Raw genomic sequence first — 16,140 nt, 5'->3', positions numbered from 1 at the left:
CTTATTCCTCTAATTGGTGAAGATGTCGGCTGCGAATCTCTTGTTGCAGCTTCTCAACAAACACATCTACGTCCATGCTCCCGAGGTCTTTACCACGGCGGGTGCGCACGGCAACTTTGCCTGCTTCCACCTCTTTCTCACCGCAAACCAGCATATAAGGAACGCGACGTAATGTGTGCTCGCGGATTTTAAAGCCTATCTTCTCGTTTCTCAAGTCTGCTTTGACACGAATGCCAGCTTTCTGCAATTTCTTTGTCAATTCACTGACATATTCTGCCTGACTGTCGGTAATATTCATCACCACAGCCTGCACGGGGGCCAGCCAGCTCGGGAAGAAGCCCGCGAACTCTTCGGTCAGGATGCCGATAAAGCGCTCCATTGAACCGAGAATCGCACGGTGAATCATTACCGGCGTCTGACGATCGTTGTTTTCGCCCACATAAGTGGCGTCCAAACGTTTTGGCAGGGAGAAGTCTAGCTGAACGGTGCCGCACTGCCATGCGCGGTCGAGGCAATCGTACAGGGTAAACTCAATTTTCGGGCCGTAGAAGGCACCCTCTCCTGGCTGATATTCGAACGGAATTTCGTTCTCCTTCAACGCTTCTGCTAAATCCACTTCCGCACGGTCCCACATTTCATCGGTACCGATACGTTTCTCCGGACGGGTCGACAGTTTCACCACGATTTTTTCAAAACCGAAGGTGCTGTACATGTCGTACACCATACGAATACAGCTGTTCACTTCATCACGCACCTGATCTTCGGTACAGAAGACGTGCGCATCATCCTGGGTAAAACCACGGACGCGCATCAGGCCGTGCAATGCGCCTGATGGCTCATTACGGTGGCAGCTACCAAATTCCGCCATTCGCAGCGGCAGGTCACGGTAGGATTTCAGACCCTGATTAAAGATCTGAACGTGACCAGGGCAGTTCATTGGCTTGATGCAATATTCACGGTTCTCTGAAGAGGTGGTGAACATCGCTTCTTTGTAGTTTTCCCAGTGGCCGGTTTTTTCCCACAGCACACGGTCCATCATAAACGGACCTTTCACTTCCTGGTAATCGTACTCTTTCAGCTTGGTACGGACGAACACTTCCAGTTCACGGAAGATGGTCCAGCCGTCGTTGTGCCAGAAAACCATACCTGGCGCTTCTTCCTGCATATGGTACAGGTCGAGCTGCTTACCGATTTTACGGTGATCGCGCTTCGCCGCTTCTTCCAAACGCTGCAGATAGGCAGCCAGCTGCTTCTTGTCGCCCCACGCTGTACCGTAAATACGCTGCAGCATTTTGTTGTCGCTGTTGCCGCGCCAGTAAGCACCGGAGATTTTCTGCAGTTTGAAGTGATGGCAGAAACGCATGTTCGGCACGTGCGGACCGCGGCACATGTCGATGTATTCTTCATGATGATACAAACCAGGTTGATCATCGTGGCTGATGTTTTCGTCAAGAATGGTGGTTTTGTAGCTTTCGCCACGCTCAGCAAACACATCACGTGCTTCCTGCCAGCTCACCTTCTTCTTCACCACATCGTAATTAGTCTCAGCCAGCTGGTGCATACGCTTTTCCAGCAGCTCAAGATCTTCCTGCGTCAGGGTGTGATCCAAATCGACGTCATAATAGAAGCCGTTATCGATCACCGGACCAATCGCCATTTTGGTATTCGGCCACAGTTGTTTAATCGCATGCCCTAACAGGTGCGCACAAGAGTGACGAATAATTTCCAGACCAGCTTCATCTTTGGCGGTGATAATTGCCACCTGAGCATCTTCGGTGATCGGATCAACCGCGTCCACCAGCTCGCCATTAACACGACCGGCAATACAGGCTTTCGCCAGACCCGGTCCAATATCCAGAGCGATGTCCATCACGCTGACCGGACGGTCAAATACGCGCTGGCTGCCATCAGGAAGAGTAATTACTGGCATTTCATATCCTTAATTGCAGTGGTAAGCCACACGAAAGCCTACATGCAACATTGAGTTCTGTTTGAGTAACCCGGCGTAATGTCAGACCCACGTTGTCGGAATGACGCCAGGAATGTAAAGCGCCGGAGATAATAGCAGCTTTCTGCCGCGATCTAAACCCGCGAAAAATGCGCTAAGCCATCGACAGATAAAAAAAAACCGCTGCGCGGCGCTGACCGGCAACGGTTTTTCATCACGGCTCGCTTACATCGCGTAAGAAAGCTGGATGGTGGTTTTGGTGTCGGTACGATCCGGCGCAGACTCTGGCGGATTATTATTCCAGGTCACGTTGTAAGCCAGCTTCAACGCGAAATGTTCGTTGATGGCCACCTGCAAGCCGGTTTCGGAGTTCAGCGTTGTATCTTCACCGAAGCTGCTCAACACGGAAACACCCTGGATGAATTTGGTCGTGTCAGTCAGTTGCCACTGGTAGCTCACAGCACCGTATCCCAGCGCCTTGGTTTCGTGGCCACCTTCATGGAAATCATCGTAACGGACACCAGGACCGAATTCAGCACGCAGCGAGTGCACAGGACCGTTCAGCAACTGGCGACCATAACCGGCAGTCAGTACATCACGCGAATCGTAACCGTTGAAACGGTCACTCAACCAGCTTGCCTGACCGAACAGATAGTCCGCGCTGTTCATATTGTAACGGGTACGACCACCGATGTTGTAAGTCTCTGAGGAACGCTCATCGTTGGATGAGTTGTTCGCGGCGTTGCCCCACAAGCTGTAAGCGGTGTTGGTCTGATACCACGTCAAATTGGTTGAGGCGCTCAATGATGAACTGGTGGTATTCCCTGTCTGTGCCAAATAACCGGCTGACGCGCTGCCTTCAAACGGTTTTTTTGCCGTTGAAGGGTCATCCATAGAGGTAAAAACGGTGTTATCTGCAAATGCCTGGTGACAAAATGCTCCAGCAGAGAGCAATAAAACAGCGGACAGCTTATTAAAGGCTTTCATTAAATGTGACCCGTACGGCAGTTTAAAAAAGAGTGAGTCTGAAGAGTTTTCCCAGCCAATCAATGCAATTTACGGTAAGTTTTGTAAAAAAGTATGAAGGTGCCAGAAATGCCAGGTTCCGCGCTGGAACCGCATGGTTAATAGGAGTTTTCCCATTACCGCTGCGCATTATAAGAGGCATTTAGCGAAATAGCAGCCCAATTGATACAAGAATTTTCTGAAGCCTGTTGACGCAGATTTACGCTCCCTTTTCCCACCTGAATTGCGCAGAATTCGCTCTATCCGCAGCGCTGGTCTACGCTGAAATCTGTTCCATTACAATGAGGTGAATGATGAGTGACCACGACCTTAAACGTTACATTGTCACGCTAAGCTACCCTGATGAGAGCCTGGGCGATCTGCAATCCCTTAATAGCGTAATGGTCAGCGGCGGTTACACCACGACCTTGCATGATGATGAAGGTCATTCGCATGAGTTGGGAACCAACAGTTTTGGCATCATCAGTGCATTGGAACAACATGAGATCGCAGAACACGCCGCCGGGCTGGCGGATGTTGCCCTGCATCGTAAAGCAGAGGTGAAGATCACCACGCTGTCCGAATTTCTAAAGGCAAAACCCTGACGCGCCACAAATAATCGCCGCACCACTGGTTTTGCTGAAGTTTTGAGCGCTACAATCAAACCTACGCAGCGAATAAAGAGGATTACCCAATGTGGTCAGCCATTAGTCGTCTGTTAAGCGAACACGCCGGTGAAGCTGAAATCACTGAACGCTATGAACTTCCCGGTGGCGATGTGCATCCCGCCTGGCGCCTCCGTTATGGCGATCTCGACGTCTTCGTCAAATGTAATACGCGCGATATGCTGACCTTGTTCAGTTGGGAAGCTGACCAACTGGGCTTGCTGGCGCGTACGCAGACAGTTCGCGTGCCGAAAGTGTATGGCGTCGGGAATGACCGCGACAGCAGCTTCTTACTGTTGGAGTATATTCAGCCAGAGGCGCTGAACGAACAGAGCGCCTTCCAGCTTGGCCAGCAGTTGGCTCACCTCCATCAATGGAGTGAGCAACCGCAGTTTGGCCTCGATTACGATAACAACATCACCACCTCCCCTCAGCCCAACAGTTGGTTACGCCGCTGGTCGGTATTCTTCGCTGAGCAGCGTATTGGCTGGCAGCTGCAACTGGCCGCTGAGAAAGGGGTGCAATATGGCAATACCGAATTGATCGTCGATTGCGTGCAACGCGCGCTGGCCAATCATCATCCTCAGCCTTCTTTACTACACGGCGATTTATGGCCTGCCAACTGTGCGGACAGCAGCAGTGGACCTTGGTTGTTTGATCCCGCTTGCTATTGGGGCGATCGGGAGTGCGATCTCGCGATGTTGAATTATTACGTCGAATTACCGCGCCAGATTTACGAGGGATATCACTCAGTATGGCCGCTGGCAGAAGGGTTCTCGCAACGACAGCCGGTGTACCAGCTCTATTATTTGCTTAATCGCGCCAACGTGTTTGCAGGTAACTGGACAAGCGCCGCACAATTCGCGATTGACCAGCTTTTGAATGAAGATACGTTAGGACAACGTCAGGCCAGACCGGCCTGACGCCTTACAGCATGCCCAGCAATTTCAGGACAAAATAACCGGCGATGGCGATGATAATCGGCAGGATATAGAGCGGGAAAACTTGCAACAAAATGGTATGACGCGGGATATGGATTTTCTCTTCCAGTTGCGCACGCGTGCGCCCTTCTGCACCTTTGGCTTGTTCAAGAATCAATTGATCCTCAATGCCTTCCTTAATGTGACGTGACTGACGCCACATGCGTGCGCCTGACGCCTGTAAAGCAATGCCGACGAAAATCAGGATGTAGATAATCCAGAAGCCAATATTGGCACCGCCATGAAACTCGGGCACGGGTGAATTTTGCCAAAACAGGTTCAAAAACGGCGTATTGAACTTGATCATGTCGACCATAACATGGACGAAATCGAGCATCACCGCATCAATTCCCGGCTGCTTTTCACTGTGTTTAAACATGAAGCCAAGAATGGAAATGATGGTGGATAGCAACGCCGGAATAAAAATTACCCAGCCAGCCACTCGCTTAAGGATGGCGATGCGGCCAGCCTGTTGGTAAGTCATGGTGTCTCCCTTCACATACAGTAGTTTTGCCCTAAGTCTACCTGCACTGCGGCTTTTTTTCCTGAAAAATGCGTAACCTGCCGTGAGTCGGATTTACCGGCTGCACATGGTAAGGTAGGGCAAATTTCAAACGGAGCTGTTGTATGTCTTATCGTCGCCCGGTGTTGGCCGCTGTTTTTGATATGGACGGATTGCTGATCGATTCTGAACCCCTGTGGGATCAGGCGGAACTGGACGTGTTTGCCAGTTTGGGAGTGGATATTACCCGCCGCCATGAACTGCCCGATACGCTGGGTTTGCGCATCGATCAAACCGTCCGTATGTGGTTTGAAGCTTTGCCGTGGAACGGCCCGGATCAGGCGGAAGTGACGCAACGTATCATTGCCCGCGCGCTGGCATTGGTTGAGGAGACGCGTCCATTACTGCCCGGCGTTGAACAGGCATTGCAACTTTGCCAGCAGCAGGGATTAAAAATCGCTCTCGCTTCTGCGTCACCGCTGTTTATGCTGGAGCGCGTGCTGGAGATGTTCGACCTGCGCAAATACTTCGACGCCATTGCTTCAGCCGAAAGCCTGCCGTACAGCAAACCTCATCCACAGGTCTATCTGGATGCGGCGGCGAAGTTGGCGGTGGATCCGCTCAACTGTGTGACGCTGGAAGATTCGTTCAATGGCATGATCGCCACCAAAGCCGCGCGCATGCGTTCGATTGTGGTGCCAGCAGCCGAGTACGCGGATGATGCGCGTTGGGCGCTGGCCAATGTGAAGCTGGCGAGTTTGGCCGAGTTGAAAGCTGAGCATCTGTTCAATTAATTCTGATACACCTGTGCCGGGCCAGGACTCAGCCCCTCCCTTCTCGTTGCCCATCTGTGGGCAACGCTTTCCATTGTTCCTGACACCCACTACGGCAATAACTGCGCGTATTTGATCACCCACACAATTAAATAAAACAACGTTTCATTTTTATTGAATTCACATCCCATCCTGCCTAAGATGCCCAAAGACCCACTTCGGGACACTTCCTTTAACTTTGAGAGGTCTGAGATGGACGTTCGTCAAAGCATTCATTCTGAGCATGCAAAAAATCTGGACACCGCCGGATTACGTCGCGAATTTTTGATCGAGAAAATTTTTGAGGCAGACCATTACACCCTCACTTACAGCCACATTGATCGCATCATCATTGGTGGTGTCATGCCAATCCAGCAGTCGGTGACGATCGGTGAAGAAGTCGGCAAACAACTGGGCGTGAGCTATTTTCTCGAACGCCGCGAACTGGGCGTGATCAACATTGGCGGACCGGGCTTGATTGACGTCGATGGCAAAACCTGGGAGGTGGGCCATCAGGAGGCGCTGTATGTTGGCCAGGGTGCCAAAAGCGTGGTTTTCCGCAGCAGCAACGCCAACCTTCCAGCGAAGTTTTACTACAACAGCGCACCCGCACATACCCGTTATCCGGATAAAAAGATCACCCTGCAGGATGCAGTCAAAGCCACGTTAGGGGATGCCGCGACCTCAAACCGTCGCACTATTAATAAATTTATCGTGCCGGATGTGTTACCCACCTGCCAGCTCACCATGGGACTCACGCGTCTTGATGACGGCAATCTGTGGAACACCATGCCGTGTCACACCCATGAACGTCGTATGGAAGTGTACTTTTACTTTGATATGGCAGATGACAGCGCCGTTTTCCACATGATGGGCCAGCCGCAGGAAACGCGCCATTTGCTGGTGCACAACGAGCAGGCGGTGATCTCACCAAGCTGGTCAATCCATGCCGGAGTCGGCACACAGCGCTATACCTTTATCTGGGGCATGGTGGGAGAAAACCAGGTATTCGATGACATGGACCACGTCAGCATCAGCGCGCTGCGCTAACAGGAGCGAAAGATGATCCTTAACGCATTTAATCTTGAAGGCAAAATTGCGCTGGTCACCGGCTGTAATACCGGTTTAGGTCAGGGGATGGCCTTAGGGTTGGCGCAAGCCGGCTGTGACATCATTGGCGTTAATCGTGCCGGTCCTGCCGATACACAGTCTAAAGTTGAAGCCATGGGGCGCCGCTTTTGGTCGATTCAGGCCGATTTGACTCAGCCGAAAGAGGTGCCGCAGATTGTTGAGCAAGCCGTGGCTCAGGCAGGACGTATCGATATTCTGGTGAATAACGCGGGCATCATCCGCCGTGAGGATGCACTTAACTTCAGCGAGCAGGACTGGGACGATGTCATGAACATCAACAGCAAAAGCCTGTTCTTCCTGTCTCAGCAGGTGGCGCGTCAGTTTATCGCTCAGGGCAACGGCGGCAAAATTATTAATATCGCCTCAATGCTCTCCTTTCAGGGCGGCATTCGCGTGCCCTCTTACACTGCGTCGAAAAGTGCGGTGATGGGCTTAACGCGTCTGATGGCCAATGAGTGGGCGAAACACGGCATTAACGTTAATGCCATCGCCCCCGGCTATATGGCAACTAACAATACCGAACAACTGCGCAATGACGAATCACGCAACGAAGAGATCCTTGGACGCATCCCTGCCGGACGCTGGGGTGTTCCGGAAGACATGATGGGTCCGATCGTGTTTCTGGCTTCTGACGCTGCAGATTATGTGCACGGCTACACACTGGCCGTCGATGGTGGATGGTTAGCACGCTAACCTGTTCTTTTCCCGCGTCATTATGACGCGGGAAAGCGAAAAATATTAACGCTTCGTTACAGCGTCACCGTTCTATTTCACTGGATAAATCCCTATACTGGATGCATCGACAGTTTTTGCAGCCAGGTTTCATCATGACGGCCGAAGGCCATATCATTTTTGCCATTGCCAGCGCGATTTTTGCTAAGCGTGCGGAGCTGACGCCAGTCATGGCCAGCGCCGACTGGTGGCATCTCGTGCCTGCTGCACTGCTGACCTGTCTGCTGCCTGATATTGACCATCCTAAATCTGTGTTAGGCCAGCGCCTGAAATGGATCTCACAACCCATTGCGCGCGCCTTTGGTCATCGTGGATTTACCCACAGTTTGCTGGCGGTAGCGATCAGCCTGTGGCTATTCCAGATTAACGTTCCGGCGGACTGGTTCCTGCCTGCTGATGTCTTACAGGGGATGACGCTGGGTTATCTCAGTCACATCGTCGCCGACATGTTGACCCCCGCAGGCGTCCCCTTGCTGTGGCCGTGCCGCTGGCGTTTCCGTTTGCCGCTGCTCAATAGCCAGAAAGGCAATCAACTGGAGCGCGCACTTTGCCTCGCATTGGTCGGATATGCATTGTGGTTTCCCGCAGGTATGCCCTCTTTTGGTGCCAACGGTTGGCCCGAGCAACTGTTTAATACGCTGCAAAATGGTGTCGGTCGGCTAGTTAATGGCCAAAGCGGTCAATAACCAGGCAAATCAATCAATAAAGTTATAAACCATTCCTTTTGAGTATAAGCCTGCACTTTCCTGAACTGGTAACATTCCTGACATTCCCTGACGGGAAATTACTGTTTTCCGTGCCAGCCACACGTGCTGCGCGGCACATCTCTGGAGTCGAGTATGGATTTTCCCCTCATTATTAATATCATCGCCTTCGTTGCGTTGCTGATTCTGTTGAATCGTATTGGCAACCAAAGCTGGAGCCTGTCGAAACGCGTGCTGACTGGCTTAGTGATTGGCGTGCTGTTCGGTCTGGCGCTGCAAACCATTTATGGCGAAAACAGCCCGGTGGTGAAAGATTCAATTAGCTGGTTCAACATTGTCGGCAACGGTTATGTCCAGTTGCTGCAGATGATTGTGATGCCGCTGGTCTTTGCCTCGATCCTGAGCGCGGTAGCGCGTCTGCATAACGCCTCTTCACTCGGCAAAATCAGTGTACTGACCATTGGCGTATTGCTGTTCACCACCGCGATCTCCGCGCTGGTGGGTGTGATGGTCACCGGGCTGTTTGACCTGAGCGCAGAAGGTCTGGTGCAGGGTGCGCAGGAAACCGCACGTCTGAGCGCGATCCAGAGCAACTATGTAGGCAAGGTTGCCGATCTCAGCACGCCGCAGCTGCTGCTCTCCTTTATCCCGAAAAATCCGTTTGCCGATATGGCGGGTGCTAACCCCACCTCGATCATCAGCGTAGTGATCTTCGCTGCCTTCCTCGGCGTGGCTGCATTGCAGTTGCTGAAGGATGACAAAGTCAAAGGCGAGCGCGTACTGGTGGCAATTGATACGCTGCAGTCCTGGGTGATGAAACTGGTGCGTTTGATCATGAAGCTGACGCCGTACGGTGTGCTGGCGCTGATGACCAAAGTGGTGGCGGGTTCTAACCTGCAGGACATCATCAAGCTGGGTGGTTTTGTGGTGGCCTCTTATCTGGGTCTGGCGATCATGTTTGGCGTGCACGCCCTGCTGCTGTCGGTGAACGGCATCAACCCGATGCGCTTCTTCCGCAAAGTGTGGCCGGTGATTACCTTTGCTTTCACCAGCCGTTCCAGTGCAGCCAGTATTCCGCTGAACGTCGAAACGCAGACGCGCCGTCTTGGTGTGCCGGAATCGATTGCCAGCTTCTCGGCTTCCTTCGGTGCCACCATTGGTCAGAACGGTTGCGCCGGTTTGTACCCGACCATGCTGGCGGTGATGGTTGCGCCAACGGTCGGCATCAACCCGTTTGATCCGATGTGGATTGCGACGCTGGTCGGTATCGTTACGCTGAGCTCAGCCGGTGTTGCCGGTGTAGGCGGCGGTGCCACCTTCGCCGCGCTGATTGTGCTGCCTGCGATGGGCTTACCGGTGACCCTGGTTGCGCTGCTGATTTCCATTGAGCCGCTGATCGACATGGGCCGTACCGCATTGAACGTCAATGGTTCGATGACGGCCGGTTCACTCACCAGCCGCTGGCTCGGTTTGACCGATAAAAGAGTGCTGGAAAGCGACGAGCACCCTGAACTGGCGCATCGCTAATTCCGACGCAGCAGAACAACGGCAGGCCTCATCGCCTGCCGTTTTTTATGGCTGAAACTCCGCAATTCCCCCCGATCGTGGCGCTAGCGTCAGGAAAGCGTTAAGCATGGTAAACAGACGAAAAATCAGCCACTTTTCACTTGAGTTTTGTCGTCAGAAGGCTAATTCTGCTATCAGTCATAGCAGGAGAATCACCGATGAAAAACGTTATCGCCTCGGTGCTGGCGTTAACCTTATTAACGCCCGCCATTAGTTTTGCCCACCCTTACGGCTGGGGCCCCGGCCCAGGTCCACATTGGGGTGGTGGCCCACGTTGGGGCGGTCCTGGTCCGCTGCGCTTCTTACCTGAGGCGGCGACAGCGGTGCTGATAGGCGGTCTCACTTATTACATGCTGAATGGCAACTACTACCAGCGTCAGGGCGATACCTACGTGGTGGTTCAGGCGCCTGAAGCGCCGCCAGAAGGCGGGATGCGCGTACTGGATTTCAACGGGAAACGCTATTACGTGCAGGAAGGCCACTACTATCAGCGTGAGATGGGCGGCAATTATGTTGAAGTGCCACGCCCTTACGGACTGTAAGCGTTAAACGAAAAAAGGCCCGTCATTGACGGGCCTTTTTGCATTCGGCAAGAATTACTGAGCAGCTTGCGGATCGGTATCGTAGTCTTTACAGCTCTGGAAACCGTAGTTCATTACGCGGCCCACATCGTTATAACTGACAAAGTAGGTCTGTGCTTTACCATCACGCTCGCCAATCACGTAAGTCTGGCAAGTACCACGGGCGTGTACCATGGTGATTTCAGTTGATGGAGCACCCGCAATCTGGCGAACCTGATCGCGCGTCATTCCTTTTTTCACATCCTTAACCACCGGCTTAGTCACATAGCTTTCCGCTTTGTCATAAGTCGTACAACCAGACAGAGCTACCAGCGTCACAGCAGCAGCGATACATCCCAGCACTTTATTCATCTTTATATTCCTCATTCTTTGTCCATGTCACACTAAGCCTGGAACATAAATCCAGATTTATCAACTCAATGGCTTCGCTTTAAGCCCATTCTGAAGCGTTAGTTTTTCGTAAAGTTGCTGTGTTGCCGCTTCGCGCTTCGTATAATCCCCCGGAAAAAAAATCTCAAGACATCAAGAAAACAGAGGATCAATGACACCTGCACACTCTAATCGGCTGGTTTACGCCATTACGCTGGGCCTGCTGGCGGCACTCGGGCCGCTCTGCATCGACCTGTATCTGCCCGCCTTACCTGAACTGGCGCGCGATCTGCACACCGAAACCGCCACCGCGCAGTTAAGTTTAACCGCTGGTTTACTGGGCCTCGGCGCAGGACAATTGCTGTTTGGGCCGATGAGCGACAAATTTGGCCGTATTCGCCCCCTGATGCTGTCACTGGTGTTGTTATTTATCGCTTCAATTGGCTGCGCGCTGGCAAAAGACATTCACTCGCTGCTGGTGGCTCGCTTGTTTGAAGGCCTGGCGGGCGCGGGCGGTGCGGTATTGTCACGCGCCATCGCACGCGATATGTACAGCGGCCATGAACTGACGCGTTTCTTTGCCCTACTGATGCTGGTGAATGGTCTGGCGCCGATTGGTGCGCCGGTACTCGGCGGCGTGTTAATGACGGTGCTGAACTGGCGCGGCATTTTTGTGGTGCTCGGTTGTATCGCCGTACTGCTGGTCTTCCTTGCGCGCTGGAAACTGCACGAAACGCTGCCCGCCGAACGTCGCAGTCAGGGCTCGATTTTTTCAGCCTGGGCTGCACTCGGCCAGGTGGTCACTCATCGTCCCTTTATGGGCTTCTGCCTGACGCAGGGCTTTATGATGTCCGGCATGTTTGCCTACATTGGCGCTTCCCCGTTCGTATTACAGCAAATCTACGGCCTGTCGCCGCAGGCGTTTAGCTTCTGCTTCGCCGCCAATGGCTTCGGCCTGATTATTGCATCACAAACCAGTGCACGCTTGTGCCCGCTGTGGGGTGAATATCGTGTGCTGAAAGGCGGACTGACGCTGGCGTTCGTGGCGTCAGGTTGCCTGCTATTAGCCGGCCTGACCGGTGCACCATTGCCAATCATTCTGCTGGCACTGTTCTTCACCATCGCCAGTAACGGTGTGATTGCCACCACGGCTTCGTCATTGGCGATGCAAAGTCAGGGACACCGTGCAGGCAGCGCCTCGGCGGTGATTGGCGTCACCATGTTCACCTTAGGTGCCATTAGCGTGCCCGTCACCGGTTTGGGCGGCACCTCAGTATTGAGCATGACGGGCACTATCTTTGGCTGCTTTATGCTGGCAATTTTGATGTTCATCCTGTTGGCGCAAAAACCGAAAAGCGCCTGAAAAGCCTGCAAATAAGTGCGACAACAAGCCATGCGGCTTGTTGTTTGCCAGCGGAGGCGTTAGCTTTAGCAGATGATTCGTATTGTGCCGTCAGGCTACTGACTTGAGGAGAGGTTCATGTCACTGCAGCAGGAAATCATTGAAGCGTTGGGTGTTAAACCCGTTATCGATCCGCAACAGGAAGTCCGCGTCAGCGTCGATTTTCTGAAATCCTACCTGAAAGCCAATCCATTCCTGAAAACCCTGGTGCTCGGCATCAGCGGCGGACAGGACTCCACGCTAACCGGCATTCTGTCACAAACCGCCATTCGCGAGTTGCGTGAAGAGACCGGCGACAAAGATTACACCTTTATTGCGGTACGTCTGCCGTATGGCGTGCAGGCCGATGAGCAGGATTGTCAGGATGCGCTGGCGTTTATCCAGCCGGATCGCACCTTGGTCGTGAATATCAAGGAAGCGATTCTCGCCAGCGAGCGCGCGTTGAAAGAGGCGGGCATCGTGGTTTCCGATTTCGTGCGCGGCAACGAAAAAGCGCGTGAGCGTATGAAGGCACAATACAGCATCGCCGGCATGACCAAAGGCGTGGTGGTGGGCACCGACCATGCGGCCGAAGCCGTGACCGGTTTCTTCACCAAATACGGTGACGGCGGCAGCGATATCAACCCGATTTTCCGCCTGCACAAAGGTCAGGGAAAACAGCTGTTAAAAACCCTCGGCTGCCCGGAACACTTGTATCTGAAGCATCCTACTGCCGATCTGGAAGACGATCGTCCTGGCTTGCAGGACGAAGTGGCACTCGGCGTCACCTATCAACAGATTGACGCTTATCTGGAAGGCAAAACCATCGATGCCGCCGCCGCGAAGATCATTGAAGGCTGGTATCTGAAAACCGAACACAAACGTCGTCCGCCGATCACCGTGTTCGACGACTTCTGGAAAAAGTAACCGCTCTACGTTTCCCGCCGCTGTCGCGGGAAACGCCCTCCTCCTGCCGCTGACTGGCGAGAAAAGCATCACGCTGATATACTGGACAGACAACCAGTAATCGGAGTGTGTTTTGGTCAGACGTGCAGCCAGCCACCGCCTCGAATTTGATGCGGCCGCGATTTATCAATATCCCGAACATTTACGCCAATGGCTGGAAGGTTTGCCCAATCAGCCTGGCGTTTACACCTTTCACGGTGACAGCGCTAACCTGCCGTTATATATCGGCAAAAGCGTCAACCTGCGCAGTCGGGTGATGTCGCATTTTCGCACCCCGGACGAAGCCAACATGTTGCGCCAGGCGCGACGCGTCACCTGGATCCCTGCCGCGGGCGATCTTGGCGCGCAACTGCTGGAAGCGCAGATGATCAAAACCCAACAGCCGCTGTTTAATAAGCGCCTGCGCAAAAATCGTCAGCTGTGTTCATTGCAGCTTGGCGATGGCCCTCCGCAGGTGGTGTACGCCAAAGATCTCGACTTCTCGTGCTCACCGAATCTCTACGGCTTATTTCGCAGTCGCTTTGCGGCCATGGAAAAACTCAAAACGATCGCCGATGAACAGCGCCTGTGCCATGGATTGTTGGGGTTGGAGCGTTTAACGCCGGGACGCGGCTGTTTTCGCGCCGCACTAAAACGCTGCGCTGGGGCGTGTTGCGGCAACGAATCCATTGAAGCCCATCAGCAACGGTTGCATGAGGCATTGGAACAGATGCGCGTGGTGTGCTGGCCGTGGCAAGGCCCGGTTGGCATGGTGGAAGTGGGCACGGAGATGACGCAGATTCACGTCATCGATCACTGGTTCTGGCTCGGTTCGGTCGCTACCGAAGCAGAGGCCCGCCAATTGCAGCGCGCACGCCAGGGTTTTGATCATGACGGCTATAAAATTTTGTGCCGCCCGCTACTGTCCGGGGTTTTCCCGCTGATTGAACTCTAAAACAAAACCGCCGACGCTGCCCAAAGCATCAGATGCAGTGGACAACGTCGGCGGTCTCAAACCGATTAGCTAAAAGGCTTATTCACCATCAGCCGGCGGTGGCGGCATTTTACCGTCATGCGGGCCTTTCTCTGTCAGACGTTTCTCAAAGTTGGCGTTGTACTGTTTTTTCTGCTCAGGCGTCAGCACGTTGTAAATCTTGTTCTGTGTTTCCATCATGCTCACCGCACGATCTTTCGCGTTGGCGGTCATTTTCTCAGCCTGCGCTTCGGCTTTCGCTTTATCGAAAGTATCTGAAGCGATGATGCTGTGGTTGGCACGACGCTCTTCCAGAGATGGACGTTTCATCTCTTTATGGCTGTCACGCATGATGGTCTTGATCTGCGCTTTCTGCGCATCCGTTAAATTCAGGCCTTTGAACATCATCTCCATACCGTGATGATGCATTGGCGGCTTGTGCATCGGTTTTTCGCTACCTGCTGGCGGTGGTGTCAGATTGTCCGCTGCAGCGTGGACGATGTTGGCAGCACCAAGAGCCATTGCAGTAGCCAGGAACAGGGAAGTGAGTTTACGCATAATATTTGTCCTTACTATTCAGTTTCATGACGACAAGGTGTGTCGCGTCTTCGGAAACAAGCATACGACGCCAAACGTCAACTACTCAGAGTCTGAGTAAAGCCCTGAAAGCATAAAAGACAGTAATCAGGCAATCATGGAGAGAAAGAGAAGAAATGCGTGAGGAATTGCAAAAGAGTATGACAATCAAAGGGAAATGCGCAGGAATTAAGGAGGAGTGTAACGGTATTGTCGGATTTGCGGAAGGGAAAAATGGGTGAATTTTCTTCACCCACCTTATTTATAACGTCAGTGCCTGCGTTTGCTCGTTTTCTTCCACCAGCATCAAGCCAGCACGCAGTCCTGCGGCAACATTTGGGTTGGGAAACAGCACATATTCGCGCGCCTGCTGCACGTAATAGCGCGTGTCACCCTCTTCTGCCAGCAACGTGCCCTGCGGGAAGGCGGTAAAGTTCAGGGTCTCTGGCCCCATGTGCAGCACAAACGCGTCGCCGTGGCGGGTAATCTGCTGCGCCACGCGATAGTGGCGGGGTTGTTCCCGCACCTCTGGCAGTGGCTCACCGTACAACAATGCCGCCAGCGCCAGCTGCACGGCCGCAAACTGGCTGAGATCATTTTCACCAAACGGCAGCGCTTTACCCAGCTCCAGCGTGCAGCTGGCCGCATCGTGATGTTCACAGCTGTAATGGGTAAAGGTGCCGCCTGGGGAACGATGAAACACCAGCGCTTCCAGCTCAGCCGCCGCCAGCCAGTGCAGGAAATCCTGCGGCCACGGCTGAGGATTCAGCGGCATCACGCCGAAACGCGCATGGTATGAGCCGCGAATTGCGGTATGCAGATCGAGATGCCAGCGCACTTCATGATCGCGACACTCGCGCCAGAACTGTTCCAGCGCCTGCTCCAGCCGCAGCGTGCGTTGAGCTTCAGGCAAATCGGAGACCTTCTGCCAGCGCCCTCCGAACAAACGGTTAATGTCATATTGCTGATAGCGCTTGCCGCTACGTAGCGCATCGGGATTGCCCAATATCACCAGCAAGCGCACCGCTAACGGTTGTTCTCCGCGTAGCAGTGGCGTCAGCAACAGGTTAAGAATCTCAACCGGGGCCGTTTCGTTGCCGTGGACGCCCGCTGACAGTACCAGCGCCTGATGCGTCGGTGCATGGGGGGTCAGGGATAGAATGCCCTCATCGTGCCACTGCCACTGTAAATGGGCATTGCTGCCCTGCCGCTGCTGCGGCGGCTTACCTGACAGGGTATGTTGTAGAAAATCCTGCATGTACACTCCTTT

Annotated in this window: 17 protein-coding genes; 11 read left to right on the top strand and 6 right to left on the bottom strand. The window is 53.4% G+C overall.

The window, feature by feature from the left end:
- Nucleotide 1 precedes the first annotated feature (1 nt).
- The gene (gene thrS / locus AC6I8L_RS08330; RefSeq protein ID WP_038647340.1) at nt 2-1,930 is read right to left on the bottom strand and encodes a threonine--tRNA ligase; all 1,929 of its coding nucleotides are present in this window, start codon (nt 1,928-1,930) and stop codon (nt 2-4) included.
- A 243-nt stretch (nt 1,931-2,173) separates the two neighbouring features.
- Nucleotides 2,174-2,935 carry a DUF481 domain-containing protein gene (locus AC6I8L_RS08325; RefSeq protein ID WP_058959737.1) on the bottom strand — a complete coding sequence of 254 codons (762 nt, stop codon included), beginning with the start codon at nt 2,933-2,935 and terminating at the stop codon, nt 2,174-2,176.
- 329 nt (nt 2,936-3,264) lie between these two features.
- On the opposite strand from AC6I8L_RS08325, the gene ghoS reads away from it, so the two are divergent.
- Both ghoS and AC6I8L_RS08315 read left to right on the top strand, forming a co-directional pair.
- Nucleotides 3,265-3,558 carry a type V toxin-antitoxin system endoribonuclease antitoxin GhoS gene (ghoS, locus tag AC6I8L_RS08320; RefSeq protein ID WP_479398380.1) on the top strand — a complete coding sequence of 98 codons (294 nt, stop codon included), beginning with the start codon at nt 3,265-3,267 and terminating at the stop codon, nt 3,556-3,558.
- An 89-nt stretch (nt 3,559-3,647) separates the two neighbouring features.
- On the top strand, nt 3,648-4,541 hold the full coding sequence (locus AC6I8L_RS08315) for a fructosamine kinase family protein (RefSeq protein WP_058959735.1): 894 nt from the start codon (nt 3,648-3,650) through the stop codon (nt 4,539-4,541).
- Nucleotides 4,542-4,545: 4 nt separating this feature from the next.
- On the opposite strand, the gene AC6I8L_RS08310 is transcribed toward AC6I8L_RS08315, so the two are convergent.
- Nucleotides 4,546-5,082 (bottom strand): YniB family protein, encoded by a 537-nt coding sequence (locus AC6I8L_RS08310; protein ID WP_058959734.1) that lies wholly within the window; start codon nt 5,080-5,082, stop codon nt 4,546-4,548.
- 143 nt (nt 5,083-5,225) lie between these two features.
- Between AC6I8L_RS08310 and hxpB the strand changes: the two genes are divergently transcribed.
- From hxpB to AC6I8L_RS08280, 6 genes are all read left to right on the top strand, one after another.
- On the top strand, nt 5,226-5,894 hold the full coding sequence (hxpB, locus tag AC6I8L_RS08305) for a hexitol phosphatase HxpB (RefSeq protein WP_058959733.1): 669 nt from the start codon (nt 5,226-5,228) through the stop codon (nt 5,892-5,894).
- 231 nt (nt 5,895-6,125) lie between these two features.
- Nucleotides 6,126-6,962 carry a 5-dehydro-4-deoxy-D-glucuronate isomerase gene (gene kduI / locus AC6I8L_RS08300; protein ID WP_058959732.1) on the top strand — a complete coding sequence of 279 codons (837 nt, stop codon included), beginning with the start codon at nt 6,126-6,128 and terminating at the stop codon, nt 6,960-6,962.
- 12 nt (nt 6,963-6,974) lie between these two features.
- A complete protein-coding gene (kduD, locus tag AC6I8L_RS08295) occupies nt 6,975-7,736 on the top strand; it encodes a 2-dehydro-3-deoxy-D-gluconate 5-dehydrogenase KduD (RefSeq protein ID WP_058959731.1) in 762 nt (253 codons plus the stop codon).
- A gap of 134 nt (nt 7,737-7,870) precedes the next feature.
- A complete protein-coding gene (locus AC6I8L_RS08290) occupies nt 7,871-8,461 on the top strand; it encodes a metal-dependent hydrolase (protein WP_058959772.1) in 591 nt (196 codons plus the stop codon).
- A 153-nt stretch (nt 8,462-8,614) separates the two neighbouring features.
- Complete coding sequence (locus AC6I8L_RS08285) at nt 8,615-10,006, top strand: L-cystine transporter (RefSeq protein ID WP_058959730.1); 1,392 nt, start codon at nt 8,615-8,617, stop codon at nt 10,004-10,006.
- Between the two features lie 197 nt (nt 10,007-10,203).
- A complete protein-coding gene (locus AC6I8L_RS08280) occupies nt 10,204-10,587 on the top strand; it encodes a DUF6515 family protein (protein ID WP_034821757.1) in 384 nt (127 codons plus the stop codon).
- 54 nt (nt 10,588-10,641) lie between these two features.
- On the opposite strand, the gene osmE is transcribed toward AC6I8L_RS08280, so the two are convergent.
- On the bottom strand, nt 10,642-10,977 hold the full coding sequence (osmE, locus tag AC6I8L_RS08275; RefSeq protein WP_034821760.1) for an osmotically-inducible lipoprotein OsmE: 336 nt from the start codon (nt 10,975-10,977) through the stop codon (nt 10,642-10,644).
- 190 nt (nt 10,978-11,167) lie between these two features.
- Between osmE and AC6I8L_RS08270 the strand changes: the two genes are divergently transcribed.
- The 3 genes from AC6I8L_RS08270 (at nt 11,168) to cho (ending at nt 14,276) form a co-directional block, all read left to right on the top strand.
- A complete protein-coding gene (locus AC6I8L_RS08270; RefSeq protein ID WP_058959729.1) occupies nt 11,168-12,358 on the top strand; it encodes a multidrug effflux MFS transporter in 1,191 nt (396 codons plus the stop codon).
- A gap of 117 nt (nt 12,359-12,475) precedes the next feature.
- Nucleotides 12,476-13,303 (top strand): NAD(+) synthase, encoded by an 828-nt coding sequence (gene nadE, locus AC6I8L_RS08265; protein ID WP_058959728.1) that lies wholly within the window; start codon nt 12,476-12,478, stop codon nt 13,301-13,303.
- A 112-nt stretch (nt 13,304-13,415) separates the two neighbouring features.
- Nucleotides 13,416-14,276, top strand: a complete 861-nt coding sequence (gene cho, locus AC6I8L_RS08260; RefSeq protein ID WP_058959727.1) for an excinuclease Cho — start codon at nt 13,416-13,418, stop codon at nt 14,274-14,276.
- Between the two features lie 78 nt (nt 14,277-14,354).
- Here the strand turns inward: cho and spy are convergent, their stop codons facing one another.
- Both spy and astE read right to left on the bottom strand, forming a co-directional pair.
- Entirely contained in the window at nt 14,355-14,852 is a 498-nt protein-coding gene (spy, locus tag AC6I8L_RS08255; RefSeq protein ID WP_034821771.1) for an ATP-independent periplasmic protein-refolding chaperone Spy, read from the bottom strand.
- 280 nt (nt 14,853-15,132) lie between these two features.
- The gene (astE, locus tag AC6I8L_RS08250) at nt 15,133-16,128 is read right to left on the bottom strand and encodes a succinylglutamate desuccinylase (RefSeq protein WP_058959726.1); all 996 of its coding nucleotides are present in this window, start codon (nt 16,126-16,128) and stop codon (nt 15,133-15,135) included.
- Nucleotides 16,129-16,140 lie beyond the last annotated feature (12 nt).

This window comes from Type-E symbiont of Plautia stali (assembly GCF_059731115.1).
The sequence above is the reverse complement of the archived record's forward strand: the minus strand, read 5'-3'. Positions and strand labels throughout refer to the sequence as shown.